This is a genomic window from Microbacterium sp. F2E (assembly GCF_020905435.1).
Classification (GTDB): domain Bacteria; phylum Actinomycetota; class Actinomycetes; order Actinomycetales; family Microbacteriaceae; genus Microbacterium; species Microbacterium lacticum.
This window is the reverse complement of record NZ_JAJJIB010000003.1, coordinates 129906-156136: the sequence shown is the minus strand read 5'-3', so window position 1 is coordinate 156136 and position 26231 is coordinate 129906. Positions and strand designations below refer to the sequence as shown.

At 70.6% G+C, this 26231-nt stretch carries 28 protein-coding genes, 1 tRNA gene, 2 pseudogenes and 1 other annotated feature; of the genes and pseudogenes, 22 read left to right on the top strand and 9 right to left on the bottom strand.

Annotated features, from left to right (window positions below; all coding sequences use genetic code 11):
* Nucleotides 1-55 precede the first annotated feature (55 nt).
* Together LOK55_RS04080 and LOK55_RS04075 are read right to left on the bottom strand one after the other, a co-directional pair.
* Nucleotides 56-652, bottom strand: coding sequence for a hypothetical protein (locus tag LOK55_RS04080; RefSeq protein WP_229934354.1), 597 nt, complete (start codon nt 650-652; stop codon nt 56-58).
* Nucleotides 649-1524 (bottom strand): inositol monophosphatase family protein, encoded by an 876-nt coding sequence (locus tag LOK55_RS04075; RefSeq protein WP_229934353.1) that lies wholly within the window; start codon nt 1522-1524, stop codon nt 649-651. The genes LOK55_RS04080 and LOK55_RS04075 overlap by 4 nt, the downstream gene beginning before the upstream one ends.
* Before the next feature lie 114 nt (nt 1525-1638).
* Here LOK55_RS04075 and LOK55_RS04070 point away from each other — a divergent pair.
* A tRNA-Lys gene (locus LOK55_RS04070) sits at nt 1639-1711 on the top strand.
* Between the two features lie 228 nt (nt 1712-1939).
* On the opposite strand, the gene LOK55_RS04065 is transcribed toward LOK55_RS04070, so the two are convergent.
* Nucleotides 1940-2596 carry a cation transporter gene (locus LOK55_RS04065; RefSeq protein WP_229934352.1) on the bottom strand — a complete coding sequence of 219 codons (657 nt, stop codon included), beginning with the start codon at nt 2594-2596 and terminating at the stop codon, nt 1940-1942.
* The gene (locus LOK55_RS04060; protein ID WP_229934351.1) at nt 2593-2922 is read right to left on the bottom strand and encodes a helix-turn-helix transcriptional regulator; all 330 of its coding nucleotides are present in this window, start codon (nt 2920-2922) and stop codon (nt 2593-2595) included. Before LOK55_RS04060 ends, LOK55_RS04065 begins: the two co-directional genes overlap by 4 nt.
* Nucleotides 2923-2975: 53 nt before the next feature.
* On the opposite strand from LOK55_RS04060, the pseudogene LOK55_RS04055 reads away from it, so the two are divergent.
* A pseudogene (locus LOK55_RS04055) lies at nt 2976-3730 on the top strand (IS3 family transposase); the annotation flags it as partial.
* Nucleotides 3152-3286: a sequence feature (AL1L pseudoknot), on the top strand. It overlaps the preceding pseudogene by 135 nt.
* A pseudogene (locus LOK55_RS04050) lies at nt 3727-3981 on the top strand (transcriptional regulator); the annotation flags it as partial. The pseudogenes LOK55_RS04055 and LOK55_RS04050, both read left to right, overlap by 4 nt.
* Before the next feature lie 33 nt (nt 3982-4014).
* Here the strand turns inward: LOK55_RS04050 and LOK55_RS04045 are convergent.
* Together LOK55_RS04045 and LOK55_RS04040 are read right to left on the bottom strand one after the other, a co-directional pair.
* A complete protein-coding gene (locus LOK55_RS04045; RefSeq protein WP_229934350.1) occupies nt 4015-5250 on the bottom strand; it encodes an MFS transporter in 1236 nt (411 codons plus the stop codon).
* Nucleotides 5247-5678 carry a MarR family winged helix-turn-helix transcriptional regulator gene (locus LOK55_RS04040; protein ID WP_229934349.1) on the bottom strand — a complete coding sequence of 144 codons (432 nt, stop codon included), beginning with the start codon at nt 5676-5678 and terminating at the stop codon, nt 5247-5249. Before LOK55_RS04040 ends, LOK55_RS04045 begins: the two co-directional genes overlap by 4 nt.
* Before the next feature lie 177 nt (nt 5679-5855).
* Between LOK55_RS04040 and LOK55_RS04035 the strand changes: the two genes are divergently transcribed.
* From LOK55_RS04035 to LOK55_RS04020, 4 genes are read left to right on the top strand one after another with little or no spacing between them, the layout of a single operon-like run.
* Nucleotides 5856-6242, top strand: coding sequence for a hypothetical protein (locus LOK55_RS04035; protein WP_229934348.1), 387 nt, complete (start codon nt 5856-5858; stop codon nt 6240-6242).
* Nucleotides 6229-6951: a TetR/AcrR family transcriptional regulator gene (locus LOK55_RS04030; RefSeq protein ID WP_268252258.1), complete on the top strand. Its 723-nt coding sequence runs from the start codon at nt 6229-6231 to the stop codon at nt 6949-6951. The genes LOK55_RS04035 and LOK55_RS04030 overlap by 14 nt, the downstream gene beginning before the upstream one ends.
* Nucleotides 6944-7696 carry a 3-hydroxybutyrate dehydrogenase gene (locus LOK55_RS04025; protein WP_229934347.1) on the top strand — a complete coding sequence of 251 codons (753 nt, stop codon included), beginning with the start codon at nt 6944-6946 and terminating at the stop codon, nt 7694-7696. The genes LOK55_RS04030 and LOK55_RS04025 overlap by 8 nt, the downstream gene beginning before the upstream one ends.
* On the top strand, nt 7681-8703 hold the full coding sequence (locus tag LOK55_RS04020; RefSeq protein WP_229934346.1) for an alpha/beta hydrolase: 1023 nt from the start codon (nt 7681-7683) through the stop codon (nt 8701-8703). The genes LOK55_RS04025 and LOK55_RS04020 overlap by 16 nt, the downstream gene beginning before the upstream one ends.
* Before the next feature lie 7 nt (nt 8704-8710).
* Here the strand turns inward: LOK55_RS04020 and LOK55_RS04015 are convergent, their stop codons facing one another.
* A complete protein-coding gene (locus LOK55_RS04015) occupies nt 8711-9502 on the bottom strand; it encodes an IclR family transcriptional regulator (RefSeq protein ID WP_141379011.1) in 792 nt (263 codons plus the stop codon).
* 104 nt (nt 9503-9606) lie between these two features.
* Here LOK55_RS04015 and LOK55_RS04010 point away from each other — a divergent pair, with 104 nt between their 5' ends.
* From LOK55_RS04010 to LOK55_RS03995, 4 genes are all read left to right on the top strand, one after another.
* On the top strand, nt 9607-10425 hold the full coding sequence (locus tag LOK55_RS04010; RefSeq protein WP_229934345.1) for a CoA transferase subunit A: 819 nt from the start codon (nt 9607-9609) through the stop codon (nt 10423-10425).
* Between the two features lies 1 nt (nt 10426).
* Nucleotides 10427-11080, top strand: a complete 654-nt coding sequence (locus LOK55_RS04005; RefSeq protein WP_174799057.1) for a CoA transferase subunit B — start codon at nt 10427-10429, stop codon at nt 11078-11080.
* Nucleotides 11077-12273: an acetyl-CoA C-acetyltransferase gene (locus LOK55_RS04000; protein WP_229934344.1), complete on the top strand. Its 1197-nt coding sequence runs from the start codon at nt 11077-11079 to the stop codon at nt 12271-12273. The genes LOK55_RS04005 and LOK55_RS04000 overlap by 4 nt, the downstream gene beginning before the upstream one ends.
* A 96-nt stretch (nt 12274-12369) precedes the next feature.
* Nucleotides 12370-12561, top strand: coding sequence for an N-acetyltransferase (locus LOK55_RS03995; RefSeq protein ID WP_229934343.1), 192 nt, complete (start codon nt 12370-12372; stop codon nt 12559-12561).
* Between the two features lie 168 nt (nt 12562-12729).
* Here LOK55_RS03995 and LOK55_RS03990 read toward each other — a convergent pair whose 3' ends face one another.
* On the bottom strand, nt 12730-12987 hold the full coding sequence (locus tag LOK55_RS03990) for a hypothetical protein (RefSeq protein ID WP_196324528.1): 258 nt from the start codon (nt 12985-12987) through the stop codon (nt 12730-12732).
* Between the two features lie 43 nt (nt 12988-13030).
* Between LOK55_RS03990 and LOK55_RS03985 the strand changes: the two genes are divergently transcribed.
* The 10 genes from LOK55_RS03985 (at nt 13031) to serA (ending at nt 23879) form a co-directional block, all read left to right on the top strand.
* The gene (locus LOK55_RS03985) at nt 13031-14506 is read left to right on the top strand and encodes a trehalose-6-phosphate synthase (RefSeq protein ID WP_229934342.1); all 1476 of its coding nucleotides are present in this window, start codon (nt 13031-13033) and stop codon (nt 14504-14506) included.
* The gene (gene otsB / locus LOK55_RS03980; protein WP_229934341.1) at nt 14503-15372 is read left to right on the top strand and encodes a trehalose-phosphatase; all 870 of its coding nucleotides are present in this window, start codon (nt 14503-14505) and stop codon (nt 15370-15372) included. Before LOK55_RS03985 ends, otsB begins: the two co-directional genes overlap by 4 nt.
* A 9-nt stretch (nt 15373-15381) precedes the next feature.
* A complete protein-coding gene (gene ilvD / locus LOK55_RS03975; RefSeq protein ID WP_229934340.1) occupies nt 15382-17088 on the top strand; it encodes a dihydroxy-acid dehydratase in 1707 nt (568 codons plus the stop codon).
* 39 nt (nt 17089-17127) lie between these two features.
* Complete coding sequence (locus tag LOK55_RS03970) at nt 17128-18930, top strand: acetolactate synthase large subunit (RefSeq protein WP_229934339.1); 1803 nt, start codon at nt 17128-17130, stop codon at nt 18928-18930.
* A 3-nt stretch (nt 18931-18933) separates the two neighbouring features.
* A complete protein-coding gene (gene ilvN / locus LOK55_RS03965; RefSeq protein ID WP_141379028.1) occupies nt 18934-19443 on the top strand; it encodes an acetolactate synthase small subunit in 510 nt (169 codons plus the stop codon).
* Between the two features lie 33 nt (nt 19444-19476).
* Nucleotides 19477-20502 carry a ketol-acid reductoisomerase gene (ilvC, locus tag LOK55_RS03960; protein WP_229934338.1) on the top strand — a complete coding sequence of 342 codons (1026 nt, stop codon included), beginning with the start codon at nt 19477-19479 and terminating at the stop codon, nt 20500-20502.
* A 226-nt stretch (nt 20503-20728) separates the two neighbouring features.
* On the top strand, nt 20729-21169 hold the full coding sequence (locus LOK55_RS03955) for a copper homeostasis protein CutC (protein ID WP_308066635.1): 441 nt from the start codon (nt 20729-20731) through the stop codon (nt 21167-21169).
* A 21-nt stretch (nt 21170-21190) separates the two neighbouring features.
* The gene (locus LOK55_RS03950; RefSeq protein WP_229934336.1) at nt 21191-21766 is read left to right on the top strand and encodes a DNA polymerase III subunit gamma/tau; all 576 of its coding nucleotides are present in this window, start codon (nt 21191-21193) and stop codon (nt 21764-21766) included.
* Nucleotides 21763-22149 (top strand): bacitracin resistance protein, encoded by a 387-nt coding sequence (locus tag LOK55_RS03945; RefSeq protein ID WP_229934335.1) that lies wholly within the window; start codon nt 21763-21765, stop codon nt 22147-22149. Before LOK55_RS03950 ends, LOK55_RS03945 begins: the two co-directional genes overlap by 4 nt.
* A 125-nt stretch (nt 22150-22274) precedes the next feature.
* The gene (gene serA / locus LOK55_RS03940; protein ID WP_229934334.1) at nt 22275-23879 is read left to right on the top strand and encodes a phosphoglycerate dehydrogenase; all 1605 of its coding nucleotides are present in this window, start codon (nt 22275-22277) and stop codon (nt 23877-23879) included.
* Between the two features lie 139 nt (nt 23880-24018).
* On the opposite strand, the gene LOK55_RS03935 is transcribed toward serA, so the two are convergent.
* A complete protein-coding gene (locus LOK55_RS03935; protein ID WP_229934333.1) occupies nt 24019-24561 on the bottom strand; it encodes a TetR/AcrR family transcriptional regulator in 543 nt (180 codons plus the stop codon).
* 93 nt (nt 24562-24654) lie between these two features.
* On the opposite strand from LOK55_RS03935, the gene LOK55_RS03930 reads away from it, so the two are divergent.
* Nucleotides 24655-26202 carry an MFS transporter gene (locus LOK55_RS03930; protein WP_229934332.1) on the top strand — a complete coding sequence of 516 codons (1548 nt, stop codon included), beginning with the start codon at nt 24655-24657 and terminating at the stop codon, nt 26200-26202.
* Nucleotides 26203-26231: the final 29 nt, after the last annotated feature.

Sequence of the window (26231 nt, the reverse complement as noted above, 5' to 3'; positions counted from 1 at the left end):
GGGGCTCGGCCTTCGTGCTGTCTGTGGTGCGGTGCGTCGCCGGGAGGTCTGCGGCCTAGCCCTGCGGGCGCTGGATCAGCAGCAGGCTCTGCTTCACGTCGGCGACCGTCACCCAGCCGTCACCGAACTCGTAGGTCATGCCGTAGCCGTTCTCATCGGTGGTCGGCGCCTGCGTCGGGTCCTCGGTGATGTAGACGGTGTCCCCGTCCTCCTCGCGCCGCCATCCCTTCGCGCCGAGGCCGCGCTGCATCGCGTCGGCCTGGTCGACGGTGATTGGCGCCCAGCCGAAGATCATCAGGTTGCCGGACGGCACGGTGTAGTCGGCCCAGGTGCACTGCAGGCCCTTGTCAAGCGTCACGCCGCCGGCGGCGAACGGCGTCTCCTTCGCGGTCCAGCCCTTCTGCCGGAACTCGGCGAGGAGGTCTTCCTGCACGAGGCTCTCGCATGTGACATCGACCGCCGAGGCCGACGGTGACGCCGAGGGGTCGACGGCGGAATCGTCGGTTGGGGGCGGCGTCGTTGGGGCATCCGTGCCGATCGTCTCGGTGGGGGCCGGTGCGGAGCTCGTGGAGCAGCCGGCGAGCAGCAGTGCGGCGATGCCGAGTGCGGCGAGGGCCGACGCGGTGCGGGTGCGGATCGAGGGGAGGGTCATCGTGTCTGTCCGGTCGAGGTGGGGGAGGTGAGGAGGGTCAGGAAGTCGTCGTGCAGGGCGCCGTTGGTCGCCAGCGACGAACGCGACGAGATGCTGTCGGCGCCGTCGATGTCGGTGAAGCGGCCGCCGGCCTCGGTCACGATCGGCACGAGCGCGGCGATGTCGTACTCCTTGACGTCGAACTCGGCGACGAACTCGAGGCGGCCTTCGGCGAGCAGCATGTACGGCCAGGTGTCGCCGTAGCCGCGGTCGCGCCAGACCGCGCGGCTGAGGCGCAGGAGGTCGTCGGCGCGGCCGACCTCGTCCCACTGGGCGATCGACTGGAAGCTGACGCTCGCCTCGGCGACGTTCGTCACGCCCGAGACGGCGAGGCGGGCTGGTTCGCCTGAGGGGGTGTTCGTCCAGGCGCCGAGGCCGGTCGCCGCCCACCAGCGCCGCCCGAGCGCGGGCTGGCTGGCGACCCCGACGCGCGGCACGCCGTCGATTGCGAGGGCGATGAGGGTCGTCCACATCGGGATGCCCTTGAGGTAGTTGGCGGTGCCGTCGATCGGGTCGATGATCCACTGGCGCGTCCCGCCGGACGGCTGCGTGCCGGAGGCGACTCCGGCGTCCTCGCCGAACTCCTCGCCGAGGATCCCGTCGTTCGGACGCTCGTGAGAGAGGATGCCTCGGATCGCGCGCTCCGTGGCGAGGTCAGCCTCGGTGACGTGGGTGGCATCCGCCTTCACCTGCACGTCGAGGTCGGCGGCGTCGAACCGGGCCATCGTCACCGCGTCGGCCGCATCGGCCAGGCGCAGGGCGAGCGCGAGCTCGTCGGTCAGGTCGGCGTCGAAGGGCGCGCTCCAGGAAGGCGATGCGGCGGGGCAGGTCACCCCACCAGAATACGGGGCGTGGCATGCTCGATTGGCGATGAACGGCATCGTGATGGTAACGTTGACCCTCGGTTCGCCCCGTGGATTTCATCCCGATCGGCGGACCGACGGAACGCACCTCTAGCTCAATCGGCAGAGCAACTGACTCTTAATCAGTGGGTTCTGGGTTCGAGTCCCAGGGGGTGCACCCTAGAAAAGTCCCGGTCAGAAGTGATATTCAGACCGGGACTTTTCGCATGTCGGATCGGCCATGTCAATCTGGGGTCAATCTGGAGACGGAACGAGGCCCCTGCGAGGTCCTCCAACCGGCTGGGGCTCGGCCTCCGAATCCGTCGGGATTTCTAGTATCCGCCGCGAGATCCCAGCGACGCGGAACGCCCCCGAGTCGAGGACCGGGGGCGTTTGCGTTTTGGGGTCAGTCGTTGTCCCGCTGGTCGCGCAGGTCGCCAAGGATCTCGAACGGCGATTCGACGTCGCCGCGCCACGCCTCCACGCCCTCCCGCACCGCGAGAGCGGCTACGAACAGGGCGGCGACGGCATCCGCCCACCACCAGCCAAAGAGGCTGTTGAGAATCAAGCCGACGAACACGGCCCCGGACAGGTAGACGCACAGGATGAGCTGTCTCGCGTCTGCGAGAACGCTCTTGGATTCCAACTCACGACCAGTCCGAGTCTCGAACCAGGCCAGCGCGGGCATGACGATCAGGCTCAGTGCCGTGATGCCGATGCCGAACGGGCTGTGATCTGGCCCCTCCTGGCTGATCAGGCTCAGCACCGCGTCAACGCTTACGTATGCGGCCAGCGCGAAGAACGCGATACCAATCGCACGCACGGTCGCTTTCTCCCAGCGCTCAGGATCTTTGCGCGTGAACTGCCATGCGATGGCGAGTGCCGAGAGCACTTCGACAACCGAGTCGAGACCGAAGCCGATGAGCGCGGCTGAGGATGCCGCCACGCCTGCCCAGATGGCGACTATGGCCTCAATAACGTTGTACGTGATGGTGAATGCGACGATGAATCGGACGCGACGGTGCAAGCGCTCCCGGCGCTCGGCGGTCAGCGATGCGCTCATGCGGTTGCTCCCGCTCCACAACAGCCGGGGACCGCGCACGACGAGTCAATGCACGGCGCGTTCTCATCGACGGCCAGCGTCACGTCAACGAGCGCCGTGAGCGCCGCCGCGAGGTGAGGGTCGGCGATCTCGTAGCGGGTCTGACGTCCCTCATGCTCAGCCACGACGATCCCGCAATCGCGCAGGCAGGTGAGGTGATTGGAGACGTTCGAGCGGCTCAGGTCCAGCGACCGCGACAGTACAGCGGGATAGCTCGGGCCGCTGAGAAGCGTCATGAGAACTCGGGACCGTGTGGGATCGGCCATGGCGCGGCCAAGGCGATTCATCACATCGAGGCGGGGAGCAATAGTCAGAACATAGTGACTATACAGTCTGCGCTGAGCGCGTCGCGACGCAACTCGGCTACGGGGTCGAGTCCGTGCGGACGTGGGTGAGGCAGGCCGACGTCGATGACGGTGTCGCCCCCGGCGTGAGCAGCGCCGAGGCGCAGCGGGTGCGAGAGCTCGAGCAAGAGAATCGGGAGCTTCGCCGGGCCAACGAGGTGCCCAAGCGAGCCGCGTCTTTCTTCGGGGCGGAGCTCGACCGCCACTACCGGAAGTAGTCGCGTTCATCGACGCGAACAAAGACGACGTCGTGGACTGCCGTCGCCTCGGAGTCGAGCTCATCTGCAGACTGTTGCAGGTGGCTCCGAGCAGCTACTACGCCGCCAAGATCCGCGCCCCCTCGGCTCGTGCCCTGCGGGACGAGGAGTTGGTGCCGCAGCTGGTCGAGATCTGGGAAGCCAACTATCGCGTTTACGGGGTCCGCAAACTCTGGAAAGCCGCCCGACGTGCGGGGATCACGATCGGCCGGGACCAGACCGCCAGGTTGATGCGGATCGCGGGGATCGAAGGCGCGAGGCGGTCGAAGCGGATCAAGACGACCAGGCCGGATCCTTCGTCGGCGCGGCACCCGGACCTCGTGAAACGGGAGTTCACCGCGACCGCGCCGAATCGGCTCTGGGTCACGGATCTGACATTCGTGCCGACCTAGGCCGGCGTCGCGTATGTGTGCTTCATCGTCGACGCGTTCTCCCGCATGATCGTGGGGTGGCGGGTCACGCCGCACATGCGCACCGAGATGGTCCTCGACGCGGACCGCGCTCGCGCGCCGCGCAGCTCGTCGAGCGGCTGTTGCGGGAGAGCGCCGAGTTCCGCGCTCTCTGGGAGCTGCAGGAGGTCGGCCTGCGCCCGGCGACGGTGAAGCACTTCGTGCATCCCGAGGTCGGGCCCCTCGAGCTCGAATGCCAGACGCTGCTCGAACCGGAGCAGTCGCACCTCCTGCTCGTCTACACGGCCGTGCCGGGCAGCGAGAGCTACGAGAAGCTGCAGCTGCTGTCCGTCATCCGTCACGCAATCGCCTCGGGGGGCCGGGCTGCATCAGGCGGCGTCGCCCACCAGCACGGCGGCGGCTTCTTCCGTGGCATCCGCTTCGTGCACGTCGATCCGGCGCAGGGCGGGGCGTCCGAAGAGGATGACCGCGGCCGAGATCAGCACCGACACCGCGGCGAAGTAGAACGGCACCGAGGCGTTGAAGGCGTGCCAGAGCGCCGCCGCGATGGGCGGGGCGGCGGCGCCGCCGAGGAAGCGCACGGCCGAGTACGACGAGGATGCCACCGAGCGCGGCAGGTCCGTCGCCTCCATCACCGACTCGGTGAGGATCGTGTTCATGAGGCCGAGGAGGAGGCCGCCGGCGATGATGCACGCGACGAGCGCGGGCGCCGAACCGACGACGAGCGCCGCGACGATCAGGTCGATGGCCAGCAGCGGCAGCACGATCAGCATCGCGGTGCTGCGCTTCATCGTGCGGAGCAGGATCGGCGCGATCCACACGCTCGTGATGGCGAGCGCGACACCCCAGCCGAAGAAGGTCAGGCCGATGCCCATCGCGCCGAAGCCGAGGGGGAACGGCGAGAACGCCAGCAGCACGAAGAAGCCGATGTTGTAGAACAGCGCCGCGATCGCGAGCACGGCGAGCGCCGGCTGGCGAAGTGCCCGGAACGGGGCCGACAGCGGGACGGGCGTGCGCTTCTCACCCGCGCTGCGGACGAGCACGAGCACCGCGATGAAGCCGATCGCCATGAGCGCCACGACACCGAAGAACGGTCCGCGCCAGCTCACCTCGCCGAGAATGCCGCCGACGAGCGGGCCGATCGCGATGCCGAGACCGAGCGCGGCCTCGTAGAGGATGATGGCGGCCGACGAGCCGCCCGACGCCGCCCCGACGATCGTCGCCAGCGCGGTGGAGATGAACAGGGCGTTGCCGAGACCCCAGCCGGCGCGGAAGCCGATGATGGCGTCGACGCTGCCCGACAGGGCGCACAGCAGCGCGAACACGACGATGAGCCCGAGGCCGATCAGCAGCGTCGCCTTCGTGCCGATACGCGAGGAGATCCAGCTCGTGAAGAGCATCGCGACACCGGTGACGACGAGGTAGCTCGTGAAGAGCATCTCGGTCTCGACCGGCGTCGCCTGCAGAGACTCGGCGATCGCGGGGAGGATGGGGTCGACCAGGCCGATGCCCATGAACGCGATGACGCAGGCGAACGCGACCGCCCACACCTGGGCGGGCTGCCGCCACACGCTGACCTTCGCGGTCTTCGTGCCGGCGCTCATCGGGAGACCTCCGCGGTGCGGGTGCGGGCGTCGACGACGTCGGCGGCCCGGCGGATCGCGGCCCAGTCGTCGGCGTCGAGGTCGCTGAAGCGGGGAGCGAGGGCGGCGCCGAGCACCTGGATCCACTCGTCGAGCGCGGCGAGACCGGCGGGAGTGACCGTGACGACCGTCGCGCGCGAGTCGTGCTCGTCGTGACCCCGCTCGAGCAGCCCGGCGTCGGCCATCTGCGCGACCAGCCGGGTCATGCCGGGCTGTGTGACCCGGCTGAGGGCCGCGAGGTCGCCGATGCGCTGAGGACCGTGTTCGCGCAGCAGGCTGAGCGTGCGCCACTGTGCGGCGGGCGCTTCGTTTCGGGTCTCGAGCGAGGCGACACGCGTGAGCGCGTTGGCGCCGAGCACGAGACGCAGGAGGTCGTCATCGTTTTGCATACCAGAAGTATATACCCAGGGTATGCAATGCGGATCGGAGCGCGCAGCGCCCCCAAGGGTTACCCGATGGTGATGGATGCCTCGCGCGCGCCATTTGACAACGGATGCCAACCTGAACAGACTCTCAGTACCTGAATCAGATCTCAGGTATCCCTTCCAATGGTGAAAGGCACGCACATGCGGGTTACGAAGAAGCTGCTCCCCGGGGTCGTGATGGCGATGGCCGCCACGGCCGCCCTGGCCCTGTCGGCGTGCGCGCCGACCACGGCCGCCCCCGACGCCTCCGGCTCGGGCGAGGCGGGCACCGCCGAGATCACGGTCGGCGTCATCACGAGCGAGACCGGACCCCTCGCCGGCTACGGCAAGCAGTACCTCGAGGGCGCCGCGCTCGGCGAGGACGAGCTCCTCGCGTACGCGCGCACCGAGCTCGCGGGCTTCAAAGTGCCCGTTCGCATCGCGTTCGTCGACGCGCTGCCCCGCTCGACGATCGAGAAGCTCGCCCGTTCCCGGCTGCGTGAGCAAGCCACCGCCCTGATCAAGGAGACCCCGCATGAGCACCACTGACGCCTTCGCTGCGGGAGTCGGCTTCGAACCGAGCGAACCGCCGGCGCCCACGGCGGCCCTGTCGGCGACCGGCAAGCCGCTCACCAAGCGCGGTGAGGCGACCCGCCGGAAGCTCCTCGAAGCGGCCGAGGAGGTGTTCGCGAGCCTCGGGTATCACGAGGCATCCATCGTGAAGATCACCGAGCGCGCCGGCATCGGTCTCGGCACCTTCTACCTCTACTTCGACAGCAAGCAGCAGATCTTCGAAGAGCTCGTGGTCGACCTGAACCGGCGCGTGCGCCACTCGATGGCCGAGGCGATGGCGGGAGCGTACAACCGCATCGACGCCGAGCGGGCGGGCTTCGAGGGGTTCTTCCGGTTCACGGCCGCCCACCCGGCGCTCTACCGGATCGTCCGTGAGGCCGAGTTCGTCTCGCCCGACATGCTGCGCCTGCACTACACGCGCATCGTCGAAGGCTACGAGGCGGGCCTGCGCGCAGCCCAGCGGGACGGCGACGTCGACGCGGCGCTCGACCCCGAGGTGACCGCCTGGGCGCTCATGGGCGCGGGCGAGCTCATCGGCATGCGCTTCCTGCTCTGGGAGCGCGACGGCGCGGGGCGGCCGCCCGAGGCGATGCCCGACGAGATCATCGACCACATGATGCGGTTCATCCGCAACGCCCTCGCCGTGCGCGGCGCGGGCGCGACAGAGGGGAACACGGATGCCTGAGCAGGACCTCCAGGGCAAGCGCGCGCTGGTCACGGGCGGCGCGAGCGGGATCGGGCTCGCGTGCGTGCGCGAGTTCGCCGGGCGCGGGGCGACGGTGATCGTCGCCGACTTCAACGCCGACGCCGCGCAGACGGTCGCGGCCGAGGTCGGGGGAGAGGCCTGGGTCGTCGACCTCGCCGACACCGCCGCGCAGGAGGATCTCGCGCTCGACGTCGACATCCTGGTGAACAACGCCGGCATCCAGACGGTCGCGCCCATCCACGAGTTCGATCCCGAGCGCTGGCGCTTCATGCACCGGCTCATGGTCGAGTCGCCCTTCCTTCTCCTTCGCGCCGCGCTGCCGGCCATGTACGAGCGCGGCTGGGGGCGCATCGTCAACATCTCGAGCGCGCACGGCCTGCGCGCGAGCGCCTACAAGTCGGCGTACGTCGCCGCCAAGCACGCCCTCGAAGGTCTGTCGAAGGTCACCGCGCTCGAGGGCGGCCCGCACGGCGTGACGAGCAACTGCATCAACCCCGCTTACGTGCGCACGCCGCTCGTCGAGAAGCAGATCGCCGACCAGGCGGTCGTGCACGGCATCGCCGAGAGCGAGGTCGTCGAGAAGATCATGCTCACGGAGTCGGTCATCAAGCGGCTCATCGAGGCCGAGGAGGTCGCCTCGCTCGCCGGCTGGCTCGTCTCCGACCGCGCCGGCATGGTGACCGGCGGCAGCTACACGATGGACGGCGGGTGGACGTCGCGATGAATCGGCCCGTGCGCGCCGTCGCCGTGCCGGTCCCCGGCGGCGATCTGCAGGTGGGTGTGTGGGATGCCCGTGACGCGGGCGGCGGCCAGGACGCCGTCGACGAGCGGGGGAGGCAGGACCGCGGAAGGCAGGGGCAGGCGGCGCACGAGGACGCGGCGCCGACGATCCTCGCGATCCACGGTGTCACGTCGTCGCACCTCGCGTGGGAACTGCTGGCCGACGAACTGCCGGACGTGCGGATCGTCGCCCCGGATCTCCGCGGCCGCGGCCGCAGCAACGAGCTGGTCGGGCCCGCCGGGATGGCGCGGCACGCCGACGATCTCGCCGCCGTGTCGGCCGCGCTCGGGCTCGGCCCGGTCGTCGTCGTCGCGCACTCGATGGGCGCGTTCGTCGCGATGGCCTTCGCGGCGCGGCATCCCGAGCTCGTGTCGCGGCTCGTGCTCGTCGACGGGGGACTGCCCCTCGACGCGCCCGCCGGGCTGAACGCCGACGCGCTCGTCGCGGCGATCCTTGGGCCGACCGCCGCGCGGCTCACGCTGCGCTTCGACTCGACCGAGGACTACCTCGACTTCTGGCGCTCGCACCCCGCGTTCCAGGACGACTGGTCGCCCGCGCTCGAGCGCTACCTCGCGTACGACCTCGTGCCGGAGGCGGCCGAGGGTGCGGCGGCGGGCTCCGCCGAGCCGCCGCGGCTGCGTCCGGCGACGTCCTACGCCACGACGGTCGAGGACACGATCGATATGAACACGACCACGACGGTCGTCGACGCGGTCGCCGCTCTCGATCGCCCCGCCACGCTCGTGACCGTGCCGCGGGGCCTGCAGAACGAGGAACCCGGCCTCTACGCCGAGCCGTACCTCGAGGGGCTGCTCGCCGCGCATCCGGCGATCGCACACGAGCGCTGGCCGGAGTTCAACCACTACACCGTGGTGCTGAGCGTCGCCGGCGCCGAGCGGCTCGCCGGGCTCGTGCGGGCGGAGCTGGCGGTCACCGCGGCGGCCGGCTGATCGGCTCTCAGCGCGCACCCGCGGCGACGCGGGTCGAGAGCTGGTGCGCGTGGCCGAGCAGCAGGCGGCCGAGTTCGGCGATGCGCTCGGGCGTGAAGCGGAACTGCACCCCGGTGAGGCTCAGCGCCCACTGCGGATGGCCCGAGCGGCTGAACACCGCGGCGCCGAGACCGTAGCTGCCCTCGACGATGAGCCCGGGGTTCAGCGCGAACCCGCGCTCCTGCGTCTCACGCAGCCGAGCGCGCAGTCGCGGTTCGGCGTGCGCGCCCCCGTAGCGCTCGGCGAGTTCGGGATGCCGTTCGAAGTACGCGTCCACATCGTGGGACGGCAGGAACGCGAGGATGGCGAGCCCCGCCGAGGCGACGCCGAGCGGGAAGCGCACGCCCTCCGACAGGACGAACGAGCGGATCGGAAAGCTCCCGTCCTCGCGGATCAGGCACACCGTCTCGTCGCCGCGGCGCACCGAGAGGAACGCGCTCTCCTCGGTGCGCACCGCGAGCGAGCGCACGATGTCGCGCGCGATGTTCGTGATGTCGTAGCGGGATGCCGCGACGGTGCCCATCAGGTAGAGCTCGGGCCCCGGCATCCACCGCCCCGTCTGTTCGTCCTGGTCGACGAGTCCCTCGTGCCGCAGCGCGGCCAGCAGGCGGTGCGTCGTCGGGCGGGTGAGGTCGGCGCGGCGGGCGAGCTCGGCGACGGTGATGCCGTCGTCGCCCGCACCGGTGACGAGGCGCAGGAGCGCCGCCGCGCGGGCCACCGCCTGCGCGCCGGGCACGGTACGGGTGGCGGCGCTGTCCATGATGTGGACACTACGCGCCCGATCGCCCACATCGCAAACGACCGCGTGCGCGGGTGCGCGCCGGGGGCGCACGATGGAGGTGCGACACGAACGAAGGAGTACACGTGATCGACAAGACCTACGCCTCGGCAGCCGAGGCGGTCGCCGACATCCCCGACGGGGCGTCCCTCGCCGTCGGCGGGTTCGGGCTCTCCGGCAATCCCATCGCCCTCATCGAGGCGCTCCTCGCGCAGGGCACGCGCGAGCTGTCGATCGTCTCGAACAACTGCGGCGTCGACGACTGGGGGCTCGGGGTGCTTCTGAACGCCCAGCGCATCCGCAAGATGACCTCGTCGTACGTCGGTGAGAACAAGGAGTTCGAGCGGCAGTTCCTTTCCGGCGAGCTCGAGCTCGAGCTCACACCGCAGGGCACCCTCGCGGAGAAGCTGCGTGCCGGGGGAGCGGGCATCGCCGCGTTCTACACGCAGACCGGCGTCGGCACCCAGGTCGCGGAGGGCGGTCTGCCGCGGCGTTACGACGGCGTCGGCGGGGTGGCCGTGGCATCCCCGCAGAAGCACGTCCGCACCTTCGCACCCGGCGGCGCCGAGGGCGAGTACGTGCTCGAAGAGGCGATCGTCACGGACTACGCGCTCGTGCACGCGGCGCGCGGCGACGTGCACGGCAACCTCGTGTTCAACAAGGCGGCTCGCAACTTCAACCCGCTCGCCGCGATGGCCGGCCGGGTCTGCATCGCGCAGGTCGAGGAGCTCGTGCCGGCGGGGGAGCTCGACCCCGACAGCATCCACCTGCCCGGCATCTACGTGCACCGCATCGTGGAGGTGGGCACCGACATCGAGAAGCTCATCGAACGCCGCACCGTCACCGTCGCCGACGCGCTGACGAACCCCGACGGCACGCCGCGCGAGATTCCCGAAGGAGCCTGACATGGCACTCACCCGCAACGAGATGGCCGCGCGCGCCGCGGCGGAGCTCTCCGACGGCTCGTACGTGAACCTCGGCATCGGCCTGCCGACCCTCGTGCCGAACTACGTGCCTGACGGCGTCACCGTCGTGCTGCAGTCGGAGAACGGCATCCTGGGTGTCGGTCCGTACCCGACCGAGGAGAACGTCGACCCCGACCTCATCAACGCCGGCAAGGAGACCGTGACGGTGCTCCCGGGCGCCTCGTACTTCGACTCGGCGACGAGCTTCGGCATGATCCGCGGCGGCAAGATCGACGCGGCGATCCTCGGCGCGATGCAGGTGTCGGCCACCGGCGACCTCGCCAACTGGATGATCCCCGGGAAGATGGTCAAGGGTCCGGGCGGGGCGATGGATCTCGTCCACGGCGCCGGGCGGGTCATCGTGCTCATGGAGCACGTCGCCCGCGACGGCTCCGCGAAGATCGTCGACGCGTGCTCGCTGCCCCTCACCGGGCGCGGCGTGGTCGATCGGATCATCACCGACCTCGCCGTCATCGATGTGACCGATGATGGACTCGTGCTCGTCGAGACCGCGCCGGGCGTCACCGTCGACGAGGTCGTCGCGGCCACCGAGCCCGCCCTCCGCATCGCCGACTCGCTGAAGGAGATCGCATGACCGACCGCACCGCCACCGACGACATCGTGATCGTCGCCGCCGCTCGCACGCCGCAGGGCCGCCTGAAGGGGCAGCTCGCCTCGTTCACGGCGCCGCAGCTCGGCGGGTTCGCGATCGCCGGTGCCCTCGCCCAGGGCGGCATCGACCCCGCCGACGTCGACGCCGTGATCCTCGGCCAGGTGCTGCCCGCCGGGTCGGGCCAGAACCCGGCCCGTCAGGCGGCCCTCGCCGGTGGACTCGGGTGGGACGTTCCCGCGTCGGGCGTCAACAAGGTGTGCCTGTCGGGCCTCACCGCGATCATCGACGCGAAGCGCATGATCGCCACCGGCGACGCTCGCGTCGTCGTCGCGGGCGGCATGGAGTCGATGACCCGCGCCCCGCACCTGCTGATGGGTTCGCGCGACGGCTGGTCGTACGGCTCCGTCGAGGTGCTCGACCACATGGCGTACGACGGGCTGACGGATGCCTACGACCGAGAGTCGATGGGCGCCTCCACCGAGCGACTGAACCCGACGTTCGAGATCACGCGCGCCGCTCAAGACGAGGTCGCGGCCCTCTCGCACCAGCGCGCCGCCGCGGCGCAGGCGGACGGCCTGTTCGACGCCGAGATCGTCGCGGTGGAGGTCCCGCAGCGGAAGGGCGTCGCGATCACGGTGACGACCGACGAGGGCATCCGCCCGGTCACGACCGTCGAGACGCTCGCGGCGCTCCGGCCTGCATTCGCCGCCGACGGCACGATCACGGCGGGGAACGCCTCGCAGATCTCCGACGGCGCGGCCGCCGTCGTGCTGACGACCCGCGCGCACGCCGACGAGCGCGGCTGGACGGTGCTCGCGGTGGTCGGTGCGGCCGGTCAGGTCGCGGGTCCCGACAACTCGCTGCACGCCCAGCCCGCCCGGGCGATCGAGCAGGCCCTCGAGCGCCAGCACCTGCAGGCGAGCGACCTCGATCTCGTCGAGATCAACGAGGCGTTCGGCGCCGTGGTCGTGCACTCCGAGGCGGAGCTCGGGCTCTCGTCCGACGTCGTGAACGTGCACGGCGGGGGAATCGCGCTCGGGCATCCGATCGGCGCCTCGGGCGCACGACTGGTCGTGCACGCCGTGCACGAGCTGGTGCGTCGCGGCGGCGGCACCGCCGCGGTGGGCCTGTGCGGGGGCGGTGGCCAGGGCGAGGCGCTGATCCTCACCCGCTGATCGTCATCGGCTTCGCGCCGGCGACGGGGAACCTCGCCGGCGTTAGGCTCGAAACGTGACCACGATCTCGCCCCTGCGCGCGTCGGACCGCTCCGAGTGGGGCGAGCTCTGGCGCCGGACGTCCGAGGCGTCGGCTCGGCGCTCATCGCGCAGGTGCGGACGGCGGCGACGGATGCCGGTGCCCACAAGGTCTACTGGCTCACCCAGTCGGGCAACGCCACCGCGCGTCGCCTGTACGATTCGCTCGCGACCGATACCGGTTTCGTGCACTACCAGATGGAGTTGTGACATGTGCTACCCCGTGAGCTGCGACACCTGCGGCAAGACCACTTGGGCCGGCTGCGGCGAGCACGTCGACGCCGCCCTCGCCGGCGTCGCGGCGGACGCCCGCTGCACCTGCCCGCGCTGATCACGGGTTGACCCCGCGCGCGGTCCGCGCGAGTCAGGCCCGGCCCGTCAGCGGTCGAGGTGCTTCTTCAGCAGCGCGTGCTGCTCGCTGCTCGAGACGGGGGAGTCGCCGGCGACGAGCTTGCCCTTCGACGCGCGGTAGGTGTCGACGATGTTGCCGATCGACAGGGCCAGCGTGATGCCCCAGCTGAGCCAGGCGAGCGCCTGCCGCCAGGTGAACGGCACATCGCCGCGCGCGCCGCGCAGGAGCGACATCCCGCTCGTCACGGCGGAGATGATCCCGGTTCCGAACAGGTACTTTCGCATGACTCCACGTTAGCCTGGAAGAACGCCTGCCGAGAGGAACCGTGTGAGCGCGCACGCCGCAGAACCGCCCGTGGGGGCCGACTTCGTCGTCGTCTCCAACCGCCTTCCCGTCGATCGGTCGACCGATGACGACGGCTGGCGCCGCTCACCCGGCGGCCTCGTCGCGGCGCTCGAGCCGATGATCCAGTCCACCGGCGGCGCTTGGGTGGGCTGGCCCGGCCAGCCCGACATCGAGGTCGATCCGTTCTCGTTCGACGGGATGGAGCTCGTGCCGGTCTCCCTCTCCACCGACGACGTGGAGCTCTTCTACGAGGGCTTCTCCAACGACACCATCTGGCCGCTCTACCACGACGTGATCTCGCCGCCGGCCTACCACCGCGAGTGGTGGGAGGCGTACGTGCGCGTCAACGAGCGGTTCGCGAAGGCGGCCGCGTCGGTCGCCGCACCGGATGCCACGGTGTGGGTTCACGACTATCAGCTGCAGCTCGTGCCCCGCATGCTGCGCGAGCTCCGCCCCGACGTCGTGATCGGCTACTTCCACCACATCCCGTTCCCCGCCTACGGCATCTACGCCCAGTTGCCGTGGCGCACGCAGGTGATCGAGGGACTCCTCGGCGCCGACGTGATCGGCTTCCAGCGGGTCGCCGACGCCGGCAACTTCGCGCGCGCGGTGCGGCGCCGGCTCGGCTACGAGACGAAGGCCGGATCGATCCGGGTGCCGACGCCGGACGGCGGGGTGCGCACCGCAGTCGCGAAGGCCTACCCGATCTCGATCGACGCCGCGGCGTACGACGAGCTCGCCCGGCGCCCGGAGGTGCAGGAGCGGGCGAGGGAGATCCGCGCGAGCCTCGGCGACCCGGCGGTGGTGCTCTTCGGCGTCGACCGGCTCGACTACACGAAGGGCATCGGCCACCGGCTGAAGGCCTACGGCGAGCTCCTCGCCGAGCACCGCCTCGACGTCGAGGACGTCACCCTCGTGCAGGTCGCGAGCCCCAGCCGCGAGCGGGTCGCCGCCTACATGCAGCTGCGCGACGAGATCGAGCTGACCGTCGGTCGCATCAACGGCGATCACGACACGGTCGGCCACACGGCCATCCGCTACCTGCACCACGCCTACCCGCGGGAGGAGATGGTCGCCCTCTACCTCGCGGCGGACGTCATGCTCGTGACGGCCCTGCGGGATGGCATGAACCTCGTCGCGAAGGAGTACGTCGCGAGCCGTGTGGACGGTCGCGGCGTGCTCGTTCTGAGCGAGTTCACCGGCGCCGCCGACGAGCTCACCCAGGCCGTCCGGGTGAACCCGCACGACATCGACGGGCTGAAGGACGCGATTGTGACCGCGATCGAGATGCCCGAGCACGAGCAGCGGCGCCGCATGCGCGCGCTTCGCCGGCGCGTGCGCGATCACGACGTCGCGGCCTGGTCGCGCGCGTTCCTGCGCGACCTCGCGACCGTGCGCGGCGCACGGGACGCGGATGCCACGCCGCCGGCCGCGACCGAGGGGAAGGACCGCGGATGACTCCCGCCGACGCCGCCGAACCCACAGCCGGCCCCGCCGACCTCGCCGCCTCGGCCGACCCCGCCGCAGCGCTCCACGCCCTCGCGACGACGCCCCGGCTGCTCGTCGCGCTCGACTTCGACGGCACGCTCTCGCCGCTCGTCGACGACCCGATGTCGGCGCGGATGCTGCCGGCCGCCCGCGCGGCAGTCGACGCGCTCGTCGCCACACCGGAGACGACGGTCGCGTTCGTCTCGGGACGGAGCCTGCCCGATCTCCGGATCATCGCCGAGCACGACGACGACGCACGGGTGCTCCTGGTCGGATCGCACGGCGCCGAGCACTGGGTGCCCGGCGAAGGCGTGCTGCCGACCGCCGAGGACGCCGACGCGGTCGCTCTCCGGGATCGCCTTCGCGCCGAGGCCGAGAACCTCGTCGCCGGCATCCCGGGCGCCTGGATCGAGCCGAAGACGTTCGGCTTCGCCGTGCCCACCCGCACGGTCGCGCCCGCGGAGCGGGCCGGCGTCGAGGCATCCGTCGACGCGCTCATCGCGGCCGAAGCCCCGCACTGGCGTCGCCGCACCGGCCACCACATCGTCGAGTACGCGTTCCGCGACGAGGGCAAGGATGCGGGCGTCGCGTGGCTCCGCGACCGCACGGATGCCACGGCGGTGCTGTTCGCCGGCGACGACGTCACCGACGAAGACGCCCTCCGCTCCCTCGTGCCGGGCGACGTCGGCGTGCGGGTCGGGGCGGGGGAGACCGCCGCGATCGTCCGCGTCGCGGGCATCCCCGAGCTCGCCGACCTGCTCGCGCGACTCGCGCAGGACCGCACCGACACGCACGACCGCACGCTCGCGTACGAGCGCGGTGCGGCACGGGAATAGACTGCGGGAATGCCCGAGAACGACCCGACCATCGACATCAAGCCCCGCAGCCGAGCCGTCACCGACGGCATCGAGGCGACGACGAGCCGGGGCATGCTCCGCGCCGTCGGCATGGGCGATGAGGACTGGGACAAGCCCCAGATCGGCATCGCGTCCAGCTGGAACGAGATCACGCCGTGCAACCTCAGCCTCGACAGGCTCGCGCAGGGCGCGAAGGAGGGCGTGCACGCCGGCGGCGGCTACCCGCTGCAGTTCGGCACGATCTCGGTCTCGGACGGCATCTCGATGGGCCACGAGGGCATGCACTTCTCGCTCGTCAGCCGCGAGGTCATCGCCGACTCCGTCGAGACCGTCGTCATGGCGGAGCGCCTCGACGGCACCGTGCTCCTCGCCGGCTGCGATAAGTCGATCCCGGGCATGCTCATGGCCTCGGCGCGCCTCGACCTGTCGAGCGTGTTCCTCTACGCCGGCTCCATCGCGCCGGGCTGGGTGAAGCTCTCCGACGGCACCGAGAAGGACGTCACGATCATCGACTCGTTCGAGGCGGTCGGCGCATGCCTCGCGGGCAAGATGAGCCAGGAGGACCTCAAGCGCATCGAGTGCGCGATCGCCCCGGGGGAGGGCGCGTGCGGCGGCATGTACACCGCGAACACGATGGCCTCGGTCGCCGAGGCGCTCGGCCTCTCGCTGCCGGGCTCGGCCGCCCCGCCGTCGGCCGACCGCCGCCGCGATTACTTCGCGCACCGCTCGGGTGAGGCCGTCGTGAACCTCCTCCGCCAGGGGATCACGACCCGCGACATCCTGACGCCGGATGCCTTCGAGAACGCGATCGCGCTGGCGATGGCCCTCGGCGGCTCGACCAACGTCGTGCTGCACCTGCTGGCGATCGCCCGCGAGGCCGACGTCGACCTGAGCCTCAAGGACTTCAACCGGATCGGCGACAAGGTCCCGCACGTGGCCGACATGAAGCCGTTCGGCAAGTTCGTGATGAACGACGTCGACCGGCACGGCGGCATCCCGGTCATCATGAAGGCGATGCTCGACGAGGGTCTGCTGCACGGTGACGCGCTCACCGTCACCGGCAAGACGCTCGCCGAGAACCTCCAGGACCTCAACCCCGACCCCGTCGACGGCACGGTCATCCACACGTTCGACAATCCGATCCACAAGACCGGCGGCCTGACGATCCTGCACGGCTCGCTCGCCCCCGAGGGCGCGGTCGTGAAGACGGCCGGCTTCGATGCGTCGGTGTTCGAGGGACCGGCCCGGGTGTTCGAGCGCGAGCGCGCCGCGATGGACGCGCTCGAGGCGGGCGCCATCGACGCGGGCGACGTCATCGTGATCCGCTACGAAGGCCCCAAGGGCGGCCCCGGCATGCGCGAGATGCTCGCGATCACCGCCGCCATCAAGGGTGCGGGGCTCGGAAAAGATGTACTACTGTTGACGGACGGACGATTCTCAGGCGGCACAACCGGCCTGTGCATCGGCCACATAGCACCCGAAGCGGTGGACGCTGGTCCCATCGCCTTCGTGCGCGATGGTGATCTGATACGGGTCGATATCGCGGCTCGCACCCTCGACCTACTCGTCGACGAGGCAGAGCTGAGCTCCCGCCGGGACGGCTGGGAGCCCCTTCCTCCGCGCTATACCCGTGGCGTTCTGGCCAAGTACTCGAAGCTCGTGCACTCCGCTGCGGAGGGCGCGATCACGGGCTAGGCCCCGCTTTCCCGCCATCGATCACCCGAGGTCTCCTTCATGTCTGTCGACACTGCTGCGGCCGTTCCCCGGCCGCCCGCCCGCGCTGCCTCCGCTCCGGTGCTCTCCGGAGCCGCGGCCGTCGTCCGTTCGCTCGAATTGCTGGGGGTGACCGACGTGTTCGGCCTGCCCGGCGGCGCGATCCTCCCGGTCTACGACCCGCTCATGGACTCGACGGCGCTCCGCCACATCCTCGTCCGCCACGAGCAGGGCGCCGGTCACGCCGCCGAGGGTTACGCCTCGGCATCCGGCAAGGTCGGCGTCGCGATCGCGACCTCCGGACCGGGCGCCACGAACCTCGTGACGGCGATCGCCGACGCCTACATGGACTCCGTGCCCCTCCTCGCCATCACCGGCCAGGTCTTCTCGACGCTGATGGGCACGGACGCCTTCCAGGAGGCCGACATCGTCGGCATCACCATGCCGATCACGAAGCACTCCTTCCTCGTGACGGATGCCTCGGAGATCCCCGGCGCGATCGCCGCGGCCTACGAGATCGCCTCGACCGGCCGCCCCGGCCCCGTGCTCGTGGACATCACGAAGGACGCGCAGCAGGCCGAGGTGCCCTTCGTCTGGCCGCCGCGCTACGACCTGCCCGGATACCGCCCGGTCACGAAGGCGCACGGCAAGCAGATCCAGGCGGCGGCGCAGCTGCTGCAGTCCGCGAAGAAGCCGGTGCTCTACGTCGGCGGCGGCGTCGTGCGCGCGGGCGCCGCGGACGAGCTGCTCACCCTCGCCGAGACGACCGGCGCTCCCGTCGTCACGACGCTGATGGCCCGCGGCGCGTTCCCCGACTCGCACCCGCAGCACCTCGGTATGCCCGGCATGCACGGCACGGTGCCGGCGGTGCTCGCGCTGCAGGAGGCCGATCTGCTCGTGGCCCTCGGCGCGCGCTTCGACGACCGCGTGACCGGCAAGGCGGCGCTGTTCGCCCCGAACGCGCAGGTCGTGCACGTCGACATCGACCCGGCGGAGATCTCCAAGATCCGCACAGCCGACGTCCCGATCGTCGGCGACCTGAAGGAGGTGCTCGTCGACCTCGAGGCCGCCTACCGCGGCGCGGCGGAGGGCGCCGAGCCCGACACCGCCGAGTGGTGGTCGTACCTCGACGGCCTGCGCGACGAGTTCCCGCTCGGGTACACGCAGCCCACCGACGGTCTCATGTCGCCGCAGTACGTGATCTCGCGCATCGGCGAGCTCACCGGGCCCGAGGGCGTCTACGCCGCGGGCGTCGGTCAGCATCAGATGTGGGCGGCGCAGTTCATCAAGTACGAGCGCCCGAACGCGTGGCTCAACTCCGGTGGCGCCGGCACGATGGGCTACTCGGTGCCCGCCGCGATGGGCGCGAAGGTCGCCGAGCCCGAGCGCACCGTGTGGGCGATCGACGGCGACGGCTGCTTCCAGATGACCAACCAGGAGCTCGCGACCTGCGTCATCAACAACATCCCGATCAAGGTCGCGATCATCAACAACTCCTCGCTCGGCATGGTCCGGCAGTGGCAGGCGCTGTTCTACGACGGTCGCTTCTCGAACACCGACCTCCACACCGGTCACGACACCGTGCGGGTGCCCGACTTCGTGAAGCTCGCCGAGGCTTACGGATGCCTCGCGATGCGCGTCGAGAAGGAGGAGGACGTGGATGCCGCGATCCAGACCGCCCTCGCGACCAACGACCGGCCCGTCGTCATCGACTTCGTCGTGTCGGCCGACGCGATGGTGTGGCCGATGGTGCCGCAGGGCGTCAGCAACAGCTACGTCCAGTACGCGCGCGACCACGCGCCGACGTTCGATCAGGAAGCGTGACCGATGACCAAGCACGTGCTGAGCCTCCTCGTCGAAGACAAGCCGGGCCTGCTGACGCGCGTCGCGGGGCTCTTCGCCCGCCGCGGGTTCAACATCGATTCGCTCGCCGTGGGCGTCACCGAGGTGCCGGGCCTGTCCCGCATCACGGTCGTCGTCGACGTCGAGGGTCTGCCGCTCGAGCAGGTGACCAAGCAGCTGAACAAGCTCGTGAACGTCATCAAGATCGTGGAGCTCGAGCAGTCGGCATCCGTCCAGCGCGAGCACATGCTCATCAAGGTGCGCGCCGACAACCAGACCCGATCGAACGTGATCGAGGTCGTGAACCTCTTCCGCGCCTCGATCGTCGACTACGCCACCGACGCCCTCGTCATCGAGGTGACCGGCGACCGCGGCAAGGTCGATGCGCTCCTGCGCGCCCTCGAGCCCTTCGGTATCAAGGAGCTCGCGCAATCCGGCATGGTCGCCATCGGCCGTGGCGGCAAGTCCATCACCGAGCGGGTCCTCCGCAGCTGACTTTCGCACCAACACCAAGGAGAAACACACACCATGGCTGAGATCTTCTACGACTCCGACGCCGACCTGTCCGTCATCCAGGGAAAGAAGGTCGCGATCGTCGGCTACGGCTCGCAGGGCCACGCCCACGCGCAGAACCTTCGCGACTCGGGCGTCGAGGTCGTCATCGCCCTGAAGGAGGGCTCGAAGTCGGCTCCGAATGCCCAGGAGGACGGGTTCGAGGTGCTCTCGGTCGCCGACGCCACCGCGTGGGCCGACCTCATCATGATCCTCGCGCCCGACCAGCATCAGCGCGGCATCTACAACGACGAGATCAAGCCGAACCTCACGCCCGGCAAGACGCTCGCCTTCGCGCACGGCTTCAACATCCGCTTCGGCTACATCGACGCGCCCGAGGGCGTCGACGTCATCCTCGTCGCGCCGAAGGCCCCGGGCCACACGGTGCGTCGCGAGTTCGTCGCCGGCCGTGGCATCCCCGACATCATCGCGGTGGAGAAGGATGCCTCGGGCCACGCCTGGGAGACCGCGCTCGCCTACGCGAAGGCGATCGGCGGCACCCGTGCCGGCGTTATCAAGACGACCTTCACCGAGGAGACCGAGACCGACCTGTTCGGCGAGCAGGCGGTGCTCTGCGGCGGCGTGTCGCAGCTCGTGCAGTACGGCTTCGAGACCCTGACCGAGGCGGGCTACCAGCCGCAGATCGCCTACTTCGAGGTGCTGCACGAGCTGAAGCTCATCGTCGACCTCATGTGGGAGGGCGGCATCGCCAAGCAACGCTGGTCGGTCTCCGACACCGCCGAGTACGGCGACTACGTGTCGGGCCCGCGCGTGATCGACGAGCACGTCAAGGAGAACATGCAGGGCGTGCTCGCCGACATCCAGTCGGGAGCGTTCGCCGAGCGGTTCATCGCCGATCAGGATGCCGGTGCGCCCGAGTTCCTCGCCCTGCGCGAGAAGGCCGCCGGGCACCCGATCGAGCAGGTCGGCAAGGAGCTGCGTGCCCTCTTCGCCTGGAAGCAGCAGGACGAGGGCTACACCGAAGGCTCCGCCGCGCGCTGATCCTCGGCACCGGATCCCCTTGACCCTCGGCTCACCCGCCGAGTCTGTCGCTCATCGACGGGCGTCCGCGCCCTCTCGAGATGATCGTCACACGGCCCGGCCCTCCCACAAGGGGGTCGGGCCGTCGGCGTTGCGGTGGGGCCCGCCCTCCGCCGTTCGCTAACGTGGAGGAGATCGAGCTCGTCGCCGCCGACTCGAGGCGGCCGTCCGCGCCGGGGCCGGGGGAGTGGTGATCGGCGCGCTGACGCCCGCCGGGGAGGCCGACCATGCCGCGGTGGCGCGCTGGCGGTCGGCCGCGGGTGCGGCGACGCTCGTCTTCCACCGCGCGATCGACGCGACCCCCGACCCTCTCGCCGTGCTCGCTGAGCTCGGTGCGGAGGGCGTCGACCGCGTGCTGACCTCCGGCGGCGCCGTGCGGTCGATCGACGACGTCGACATCCTCGCACGGATGGTCGCCACCCGCGGCGACGTCGAGATCATGGCGAGCGGAGGCATCCGCACCGAAGACATCCCGGCGATCCTCGCGACCGGCGTGCAGGCCGTGCACCTGTCTGCGCGCGGGCAGGCGGGCCTCGACGCGCCGGCGGGCCCTGGCGGCGGCACCGCCGGGCACGACATCACCGACCCGGCGCTCGTCGTCGCGGCGGTGACCGCGACGCGGGGCTGATCGGCCGCTACGCTGAACCACGTGAACACGGGACGCGACGAAGACGCCCTCCGCTGGGACGGTGACGACGACCCGACGCTCGACGTCGGCACGCGCGCCGCGGCCCGCGAGGCCGGCGCCGGCTCGAATCGCGCCGTCGACCCGGCGGCCGCGGACGACCCGGCGGCGGAGGCCGACGACCCGGCGCAGCCGCTCGCGCTGCCGGACGGCTTCCAGGCGGTCGGCAAGGACAGCGCGAAGGTCGGACACATCGAGAAGGACGGCACCGTTGTCATGCCCGGTGACACCGCGCCGATGTCGAGCCCGATGCTCATCACCCTCGGCATCCTCGCCGGCGTCTACCTGCTCTTCGCGATCGGCTGGATCATCGGCGGCCTGCGCCTGCAGGGCACCGCGCAGTTCCTGGTGAGCCCGATCGGCTACCAGGTCGCGCTGTGGCTCGCCGTCGCCGCCCCGGCGCTCTGGTTCGTGACCGCGTACGTGCTCACCCGGGCGTCGAAGAGCTGGGTGCGGATCGTGTGGCTCATCGCGGGCCTCGTCGTGCTCTTGCCGTGGCCGTTCATCATGGTCGGCGCGGTGGGGACGGTGGCGCGATGAACGCGCGCGCAGCGACGTCGGCCGCGACCGAGGCGCACCGCGAGGTCGCGAAGACGCCGAAGCCCCGCATCATGCCGACGTGGGCGATCGTCACGATCTCGGTGATCTTCGGGCTGTTCTACGCCTACTTCGTCTGGAACGCCGTCGACTTCCTCATCACCCTCGCCTCCGGCACGCTGCCGCTGAACGGCTACGGCTGGTTCGTGCTGCTGTTCGCCGTGGTCTTCCCCCTCATCGCCTTCGGCATCGCCTTCGCGATCGGCTGGCGCCGCGTGTGGTGGGAGTTCGCTCTGGTGCTCCTCGCCGGGCTCGGCGTGGTCTCCGTCTTCTGGCTCGACGTGATCGCCTACAGCGCCACGAACGGCGCCTCGATGCTCGGCTGAGGGCCCGTCACACGGTCATCCGGCCCTCACCGGGGCCGCTAGGCTGGGCGTGTCTCGCCCCCGATGGCGTGCGGCGAGCGGTCCCACCCGTGCGCATCCGCGCGAAGCACCGAAGGTCTGCCGCCGTGTCCAAACCTGTCGTCCTCCTCGCCGAAGAACTCTCTCCCGCCACGATCGACGCGCTCGGTCCCGACTTCGAGATCCGCACCGTCGACGGCACCGACCGTCCCGCTCTCCTCGCCGCGATCTCCGACGCCGACGCGATCCTCGTGCGCTCGGCGACGAAAGTGGATGCCGAGGCCATCGCCGCGGCATCCCGCCTCAAGGTCGTCGCGCGCGCCGGCGTCGGGCTCGACAACGTCGACATCAAGGCGGCGACCGAGGCGGGCGTCATGGTCGTCAACGCCCCGACCTCGAACATCATCTCGGCCGCGGAGCTCACCGTCGGCCACATCCTGAGCCTCGCCCGGCACATCCCCGCCGCGCACGCGTCGCTGTCCGCCGGCGCGTGGAAGCGCAGCTCGTTCACCGGCACGGAGCTCTTCGAGAAGACCGTCGGCATCATCGGCCTCGGCCGCATCGGCGCGCTGATCGCCGCGCGCCTCCAGGGCTTCGGGGTCACCGTCGTCGCCTACGACCCGTACGTGACGCCCGCGCGGGCGCAGCAGCTGGGGGTCACGCTGCTCGGCCTCGACGAGCTGCTCGCCCAGAGCGACTTCGTCACGATCCACATGCCCAAGACCACCGAGACGACCGGGATGATCGGCGCCGAGCAGTTCGCGCTCATGAAGCCGACCGCCTACGTCGTCAACGTCGCCCGCGGCGGCCTCATCGACGAGCAAGCGCTCTACACCGCGCTCACGACGGGCGAGATCGCCGGCGCCGGCCTCGACGTCTTCACGTCGGAGCCTCCGAAGGAGGACGGCACCGCGTTCCCGCTGCTGTCGCTGCCGAACGTCGTCGTGACGCCGCACCTCGGGGCATCCACCGATGAGGCCCAGGAGAAGGCGGGCATCTCCGTCGCGCGCTCGGTCAAGCTCGCCCTCGAGGGCGACCTCGTGCCCGACGCCGTCAACGTCGCCGGCGGTGTCATCGACCCGTTCGTCCGCCCCGGTATCGCGCTCGTCGAGCAGCTCGGGCAGGTCTTCTCGGGGCTCGCCGCGAGCGCGCTCACGAGCCTCGACATCGAGGTGCGCGGCGAGCTCGCCGCCTACGACGTAAGCGTGTACCGACTGGCCGCACTCAAGGGCATCCTGTCGAAGATCGTCAGCGAGAACGTCTCGTACGTCAACGCGCCGCTGTTCGCCGAGCAGCGGGGGATCGAGACGCGCATGATCGTCGAGGCCGACAGCCCGCTGTACCGCAACATCACGATCCTGCGCGGCACGCTCTCCGACGGGTCGGTGCTGACCGTCGCGGGCACTCTCGCGGGGACGCGGATGGTACCGAAGATCGTCGGGATCAACGGCTACGAGATCGAGGTGCCGATCGAGCAGCACCACGTCGTCATGCGCTACGCCGACCGCCCGGGCATCGTCGCGATCTACGGGCAGAAGCTCGGGGAGGCCGGCATCAACATCGCCGGGCTCTTCGTCGCGCAGCCGGATGCGTCGGGCCGCGCCCTGTCGGTGCTCACGGTCGACCAGCCCGTGCCCGAGGAGATCCTCGAGTCGATGCGCGCTGCCGTCGGCGCCGACCTCTTCCGCCAGATCGAGATCACCGAGGCCTGACCCGCGCCCTCCCTCTTCCTCCCTCCCGCGAGCCGCTACGAACTGGTCGAGCCGCTACGTTTCGGCCCGCCGGATCGTAGCGGCTCGGCTGAAACGTAGCGGCTCGCGAAAGAGGGAGGGGGAGAAGCGAGGGGCGGGGTCAGCGGGTGGCGCGCTCGACGAGGGCGACGAGAGCGTCGAGGCCGGCGCCGCGGGGGACGGGGCCGGCGGCAGACGCGCTCGTGAGGGCGTTGTTGTAGTACAGGCCGTCGCTCACGAGCAGCACCAGGTCGAGCGCCGCCGCGTCGCGCACGTGCGGGCGCAACGCCTCGGCCCATCTGGCCCGCACGACGCGGAGGGTCTCGGTCGCCTCGGCGCTGCCGCGCTGCGCCAGTCGCGACGTCGCGATCAGGGCGCGGTCGAGCGCGTCGTCGTCCATCACCGAGGTGCGCAGAAAGAATGCGACCGGTCCCTCGGGTGAACTCGCCATCTCGGCGAGATCGGCGTCGACCAGGGTGACCAGCCTCTCGAGCAGGGCGTGCTCGAGCGCGTCTTTCGAGGCGAAGTGATAGAGCAGACCTCCCTTCGAGACCCCCGCGGCGCGCGCCGTGGCATCCATCGTCGCGGCGCGCTCACCGTCGTCGACGAGCAGCTGCTCGAACGCGTCGAGCACGCTCTCGCGTGCACGGGGTGGTCGAGACATGCAGCGATCCTCTCTCGCGTTCGGCCGATTCTGATACTATACCGGCTGGACGGTATCGAAACGAACCGCCCGCAGAGACGATGGAGCACGGAAGTGACGTTGACCGAAGAGATCGCCCTGGCAGACGCGCGCGGGAAGCGTGTGGGCTGGCGCGGCTGGGCCGCGCTGGCGGTGCTCATGCTGCCCGTGCTGCTCGTCTCGGTCGACAACACGGTGCTGAGCTTCGCCCTGCCTGACATCGCACTCGCGCTCGGCCCCTCCAGCGCTCAGCAGCTGTGGATCATCGACGCCTATCCGCTCGTGCTCGCGGGCCTCCTCGTCACGATGGGCACCCTCGGCGACCGGTTCGGACGGCGACGGATGCTGCTGATCGGCGCGACCGGGTTCGCCGCCGTGTCGGTGCTCGCCGCCTTCGCGCCCTCGGCCGCCTGGCTCATCGCCGCCCGCGCCGGGATGGGCGTGTTCGGCGCGATGCTCATGCCCTCGACGCTGTCGCTGCTGCGCTCGATCTTCACCGACCGCGACCAGCGCCGCCTCGCGATCGCCGTCTGGGCGACGATGTTCTCCGCCGGCGCCGCGCTCGGCCCGATCGTGGGCGGCTTCCTGCTCGAGCACTTCTCCTGGGGATCGGTCTTCCTCATGTCGGTGCCGGTGCTGCTGCCCCTCCTCGTCTTCGCGCCGCTGCTGGTGCCCGAGAGCCGCGACCCGCACCCGGGACGCATCGACCCGCTCAGCATCGCGCTGTCGATGCTGACGATGGTGCCGATCGTCTCTGCGATCAAGGAGGTCGCGGTGCACGGCTTCGGCCCGCTGCCGGTCGTGCTCGCGGTCGCGGGCATCGGGTTCGGCGTGCTCTTCGTTCGCCGTCAGCTCGCCGCGCGCACCCCGATGCTCGACATGCGGCTGTTCTCGCGCGGCACGTTCAGCGGTGCGCTGCTCGTGAACCTCCTGAGCGTGCTCTCGCTCGTCGGATTCCTCTACTTCGTCGCGCAGCACCTGCAGCTGATCGTCGGCCTCTCGCCCATGGAGGCGGGCTTCGCGCTCGTGCCCGGCATGCTCGCCATGATCATCGCGGGCCTCGTGGTCGTGCCGATCGCACGCCGCGTGTCGCCGCGCATCGTCGTGCCGGTCGCGCTGTCGTTCTCGGTCGTGGCGTACCTGCTGGTCCCCGGGGCCGTCGGGGACGGCGCGCTCGCTCTCCTCATCGCCGCGTTCACCCTCCTCGGCATCGGTATCGGCGCGGCCGAGACGGTCTCCAACGACCTCATCCTCTCCAGCGCCCCGCCGGAGAAGGCGGGCGCCGCCAGCGCCGTGTCGGAGACCGCCTACGAGGTCGGCGCCGTGCTCGGCACCGCCATCCTCGGAGGCATCCTCACCGCCGCCTACCGCGCTGGGATCGTGCTGCCCGCCGGGGTCACGGGCGCCGCCGCCGATGCCGCGCGGGAGACGCTCGCCGGCGCGATGCGCGTCGCCGAGACCCTCGACGCCGCGACCGGCGACGCCCTGCGCCTCGCCGCGGCGCACGCGTTCGACGCGGGCGTGACGACCACCGCCCTCATCGGCGCCGTGCTCGTCACGATCGCCGCCGTCATCGCGGCCACTACGCTGAAGGGGTCCCGCACCGCGCACGTCGAGCACTGACCGCCAGCGCCGGCGGCGCGGTCCCCGCT

What these genes read in the sequence shown, in the direction of transcription:
- LOK55_RS03945 (WP_229934335.1), top strand. Translation starts at nt 21,763, where the DNA reads ATGAACGCGCGCGCAGCGACGTCGGCCGCGACCGAGGCGCACCGCGAG.
- LOK55_RS04030 (WP_268252258.1), top strand. Translation starts at nt 6,229, where the DNA reads ATGAGCACCACTGACGCCTTCGCTGCGGGAGTCGGCTTCGAACCGAGC.
- LOK55_RS04035 (WP_229934348.1), top strand. Translation starts at nt 5,856, where the DNA reads ATGCGGGTTACGAAGAAGCTGCTCCCCGGGGTCGTGATGGCGATGGCC.
- LOK55_RS04060 (WP_229934351.1), bottom strand. Translation starts at nt 2,922, where the DNA reads ATGAATCGCCTTGGCCGCGCCATGGCCGATCCCACACGGTCCCGAGTT.
- LOK55_RS04065 (WP_229934352.1), bottom strand. Translation starts at nt 2,596, where the DNA reads ATGAGCGCATCGCTGACCGCCGAGCGCCGGGAGCGCTTGCACCGTCGC.
- LOK55_RS04080 (WP_229934354.1), bottom strand. Translation starts at nt 652, where the DNA reads ATGACCCTCCCCTCGATCCGCACCCGCACCGCGTCGGCCCTCGCCGCA.
- LOK55_RS04015 (WP_141379011.1), bottom strand. Translation starts at nt 9,502, where the DNA reads ATGGACAGCGCCGCCACCCGTACCGTGCCCGGCGCGCAGGCGGTGGCC.
- otsB (WP_229934341.1), top strand. Translation starts at nt 14,503, where the DNA reads ATGACTCCCGCCGACGCCGCCGAACCCACAGCCGGCCCCGCCGACCTC.
- LOK55_RS03970 (WP_229934339.1), top strand. Translation starts at nt 17,128, where the DNA reads ATGTCTGTCGACACTGCTGCGGCCGTTCCCCGGCCGCCCGCCCGCGCT.
- ilvD (WP_229934340.1), top strand. Translation starts at nt 15,382, where the DNA reads ATGCCCGAGAACGACCCGACCATCGACATCAAGCCCCGCAGCCGAGCC.
- LOK55_RS04025 (WP_229934347.1), top strand. Translation starts at nt 6,944, where the DNA reads ATGCCTGAGCAGGACCTCCAGGGCAAGCGCGCGCTGGTCACGGGCGGC.
- ilvC (WP_229934338.1), top strand. Translation starts at nt 19,477, where the DNA reads ATGGCTGAGATCTTCTACGACTCCGACGCCGACCTGTCCGTCATCCAG.
- LOK55_RS03935 (WP_229934333.1), bottom strand. Translation starts at nt 24,561, where the DNA reads ATGTCTCGACCACCCCGTGCACGCGAGAGCGTGCTCGACGCGTTCGAG.
- LOK55_RS04000 (WP_229934344.1), top strand. Translation starts at nt 11,077, where the DNA reads ATGACCGACCGCACCGCCACCGACGACATCGTGATCGTCGCCGCCGCT.
- ilvN (WP_141379028.1), top strand. Translation starts at nt 18,934, where the DNA reads ATGACCAAGCACGTGCTGAGCCTCCTCGTCGAAGACAAGCCGGGCCTG.
- LOK55_RS04045 (WP_229934350.1), bottom strand. Translation starts at nt 5,250, where the DNA reads ATGAGCGCCGGCACGAAGACCGCGAAGGTCAGCGTGTGGCGGCAGCCC.
- LOK55_RS03990 (WP_196324528.1), bottom strand. Translation starts at nt 12,987, where the DNA reads ATGCGAAAGTACCTGTTCGGAACCGGGATCATCTCCGCCGTGACGAGC.
- LOK55_RS04005 (WP_174799057.1), top strand. Translation starts at nt 10,427, where the DNA reads ATGGCACTCACCCGCAACGAGATGGCCGCGCGCGCCGCGGCGGAGCTC.
- LOK55_RS04040 (WP_229934349.1), bottom strand. Translation starts at nt 5,678, where the DNA reads ATGCAAAACGATGACGACCTCCTGCGTCTCGTGCTCGGCGCCAACGCG.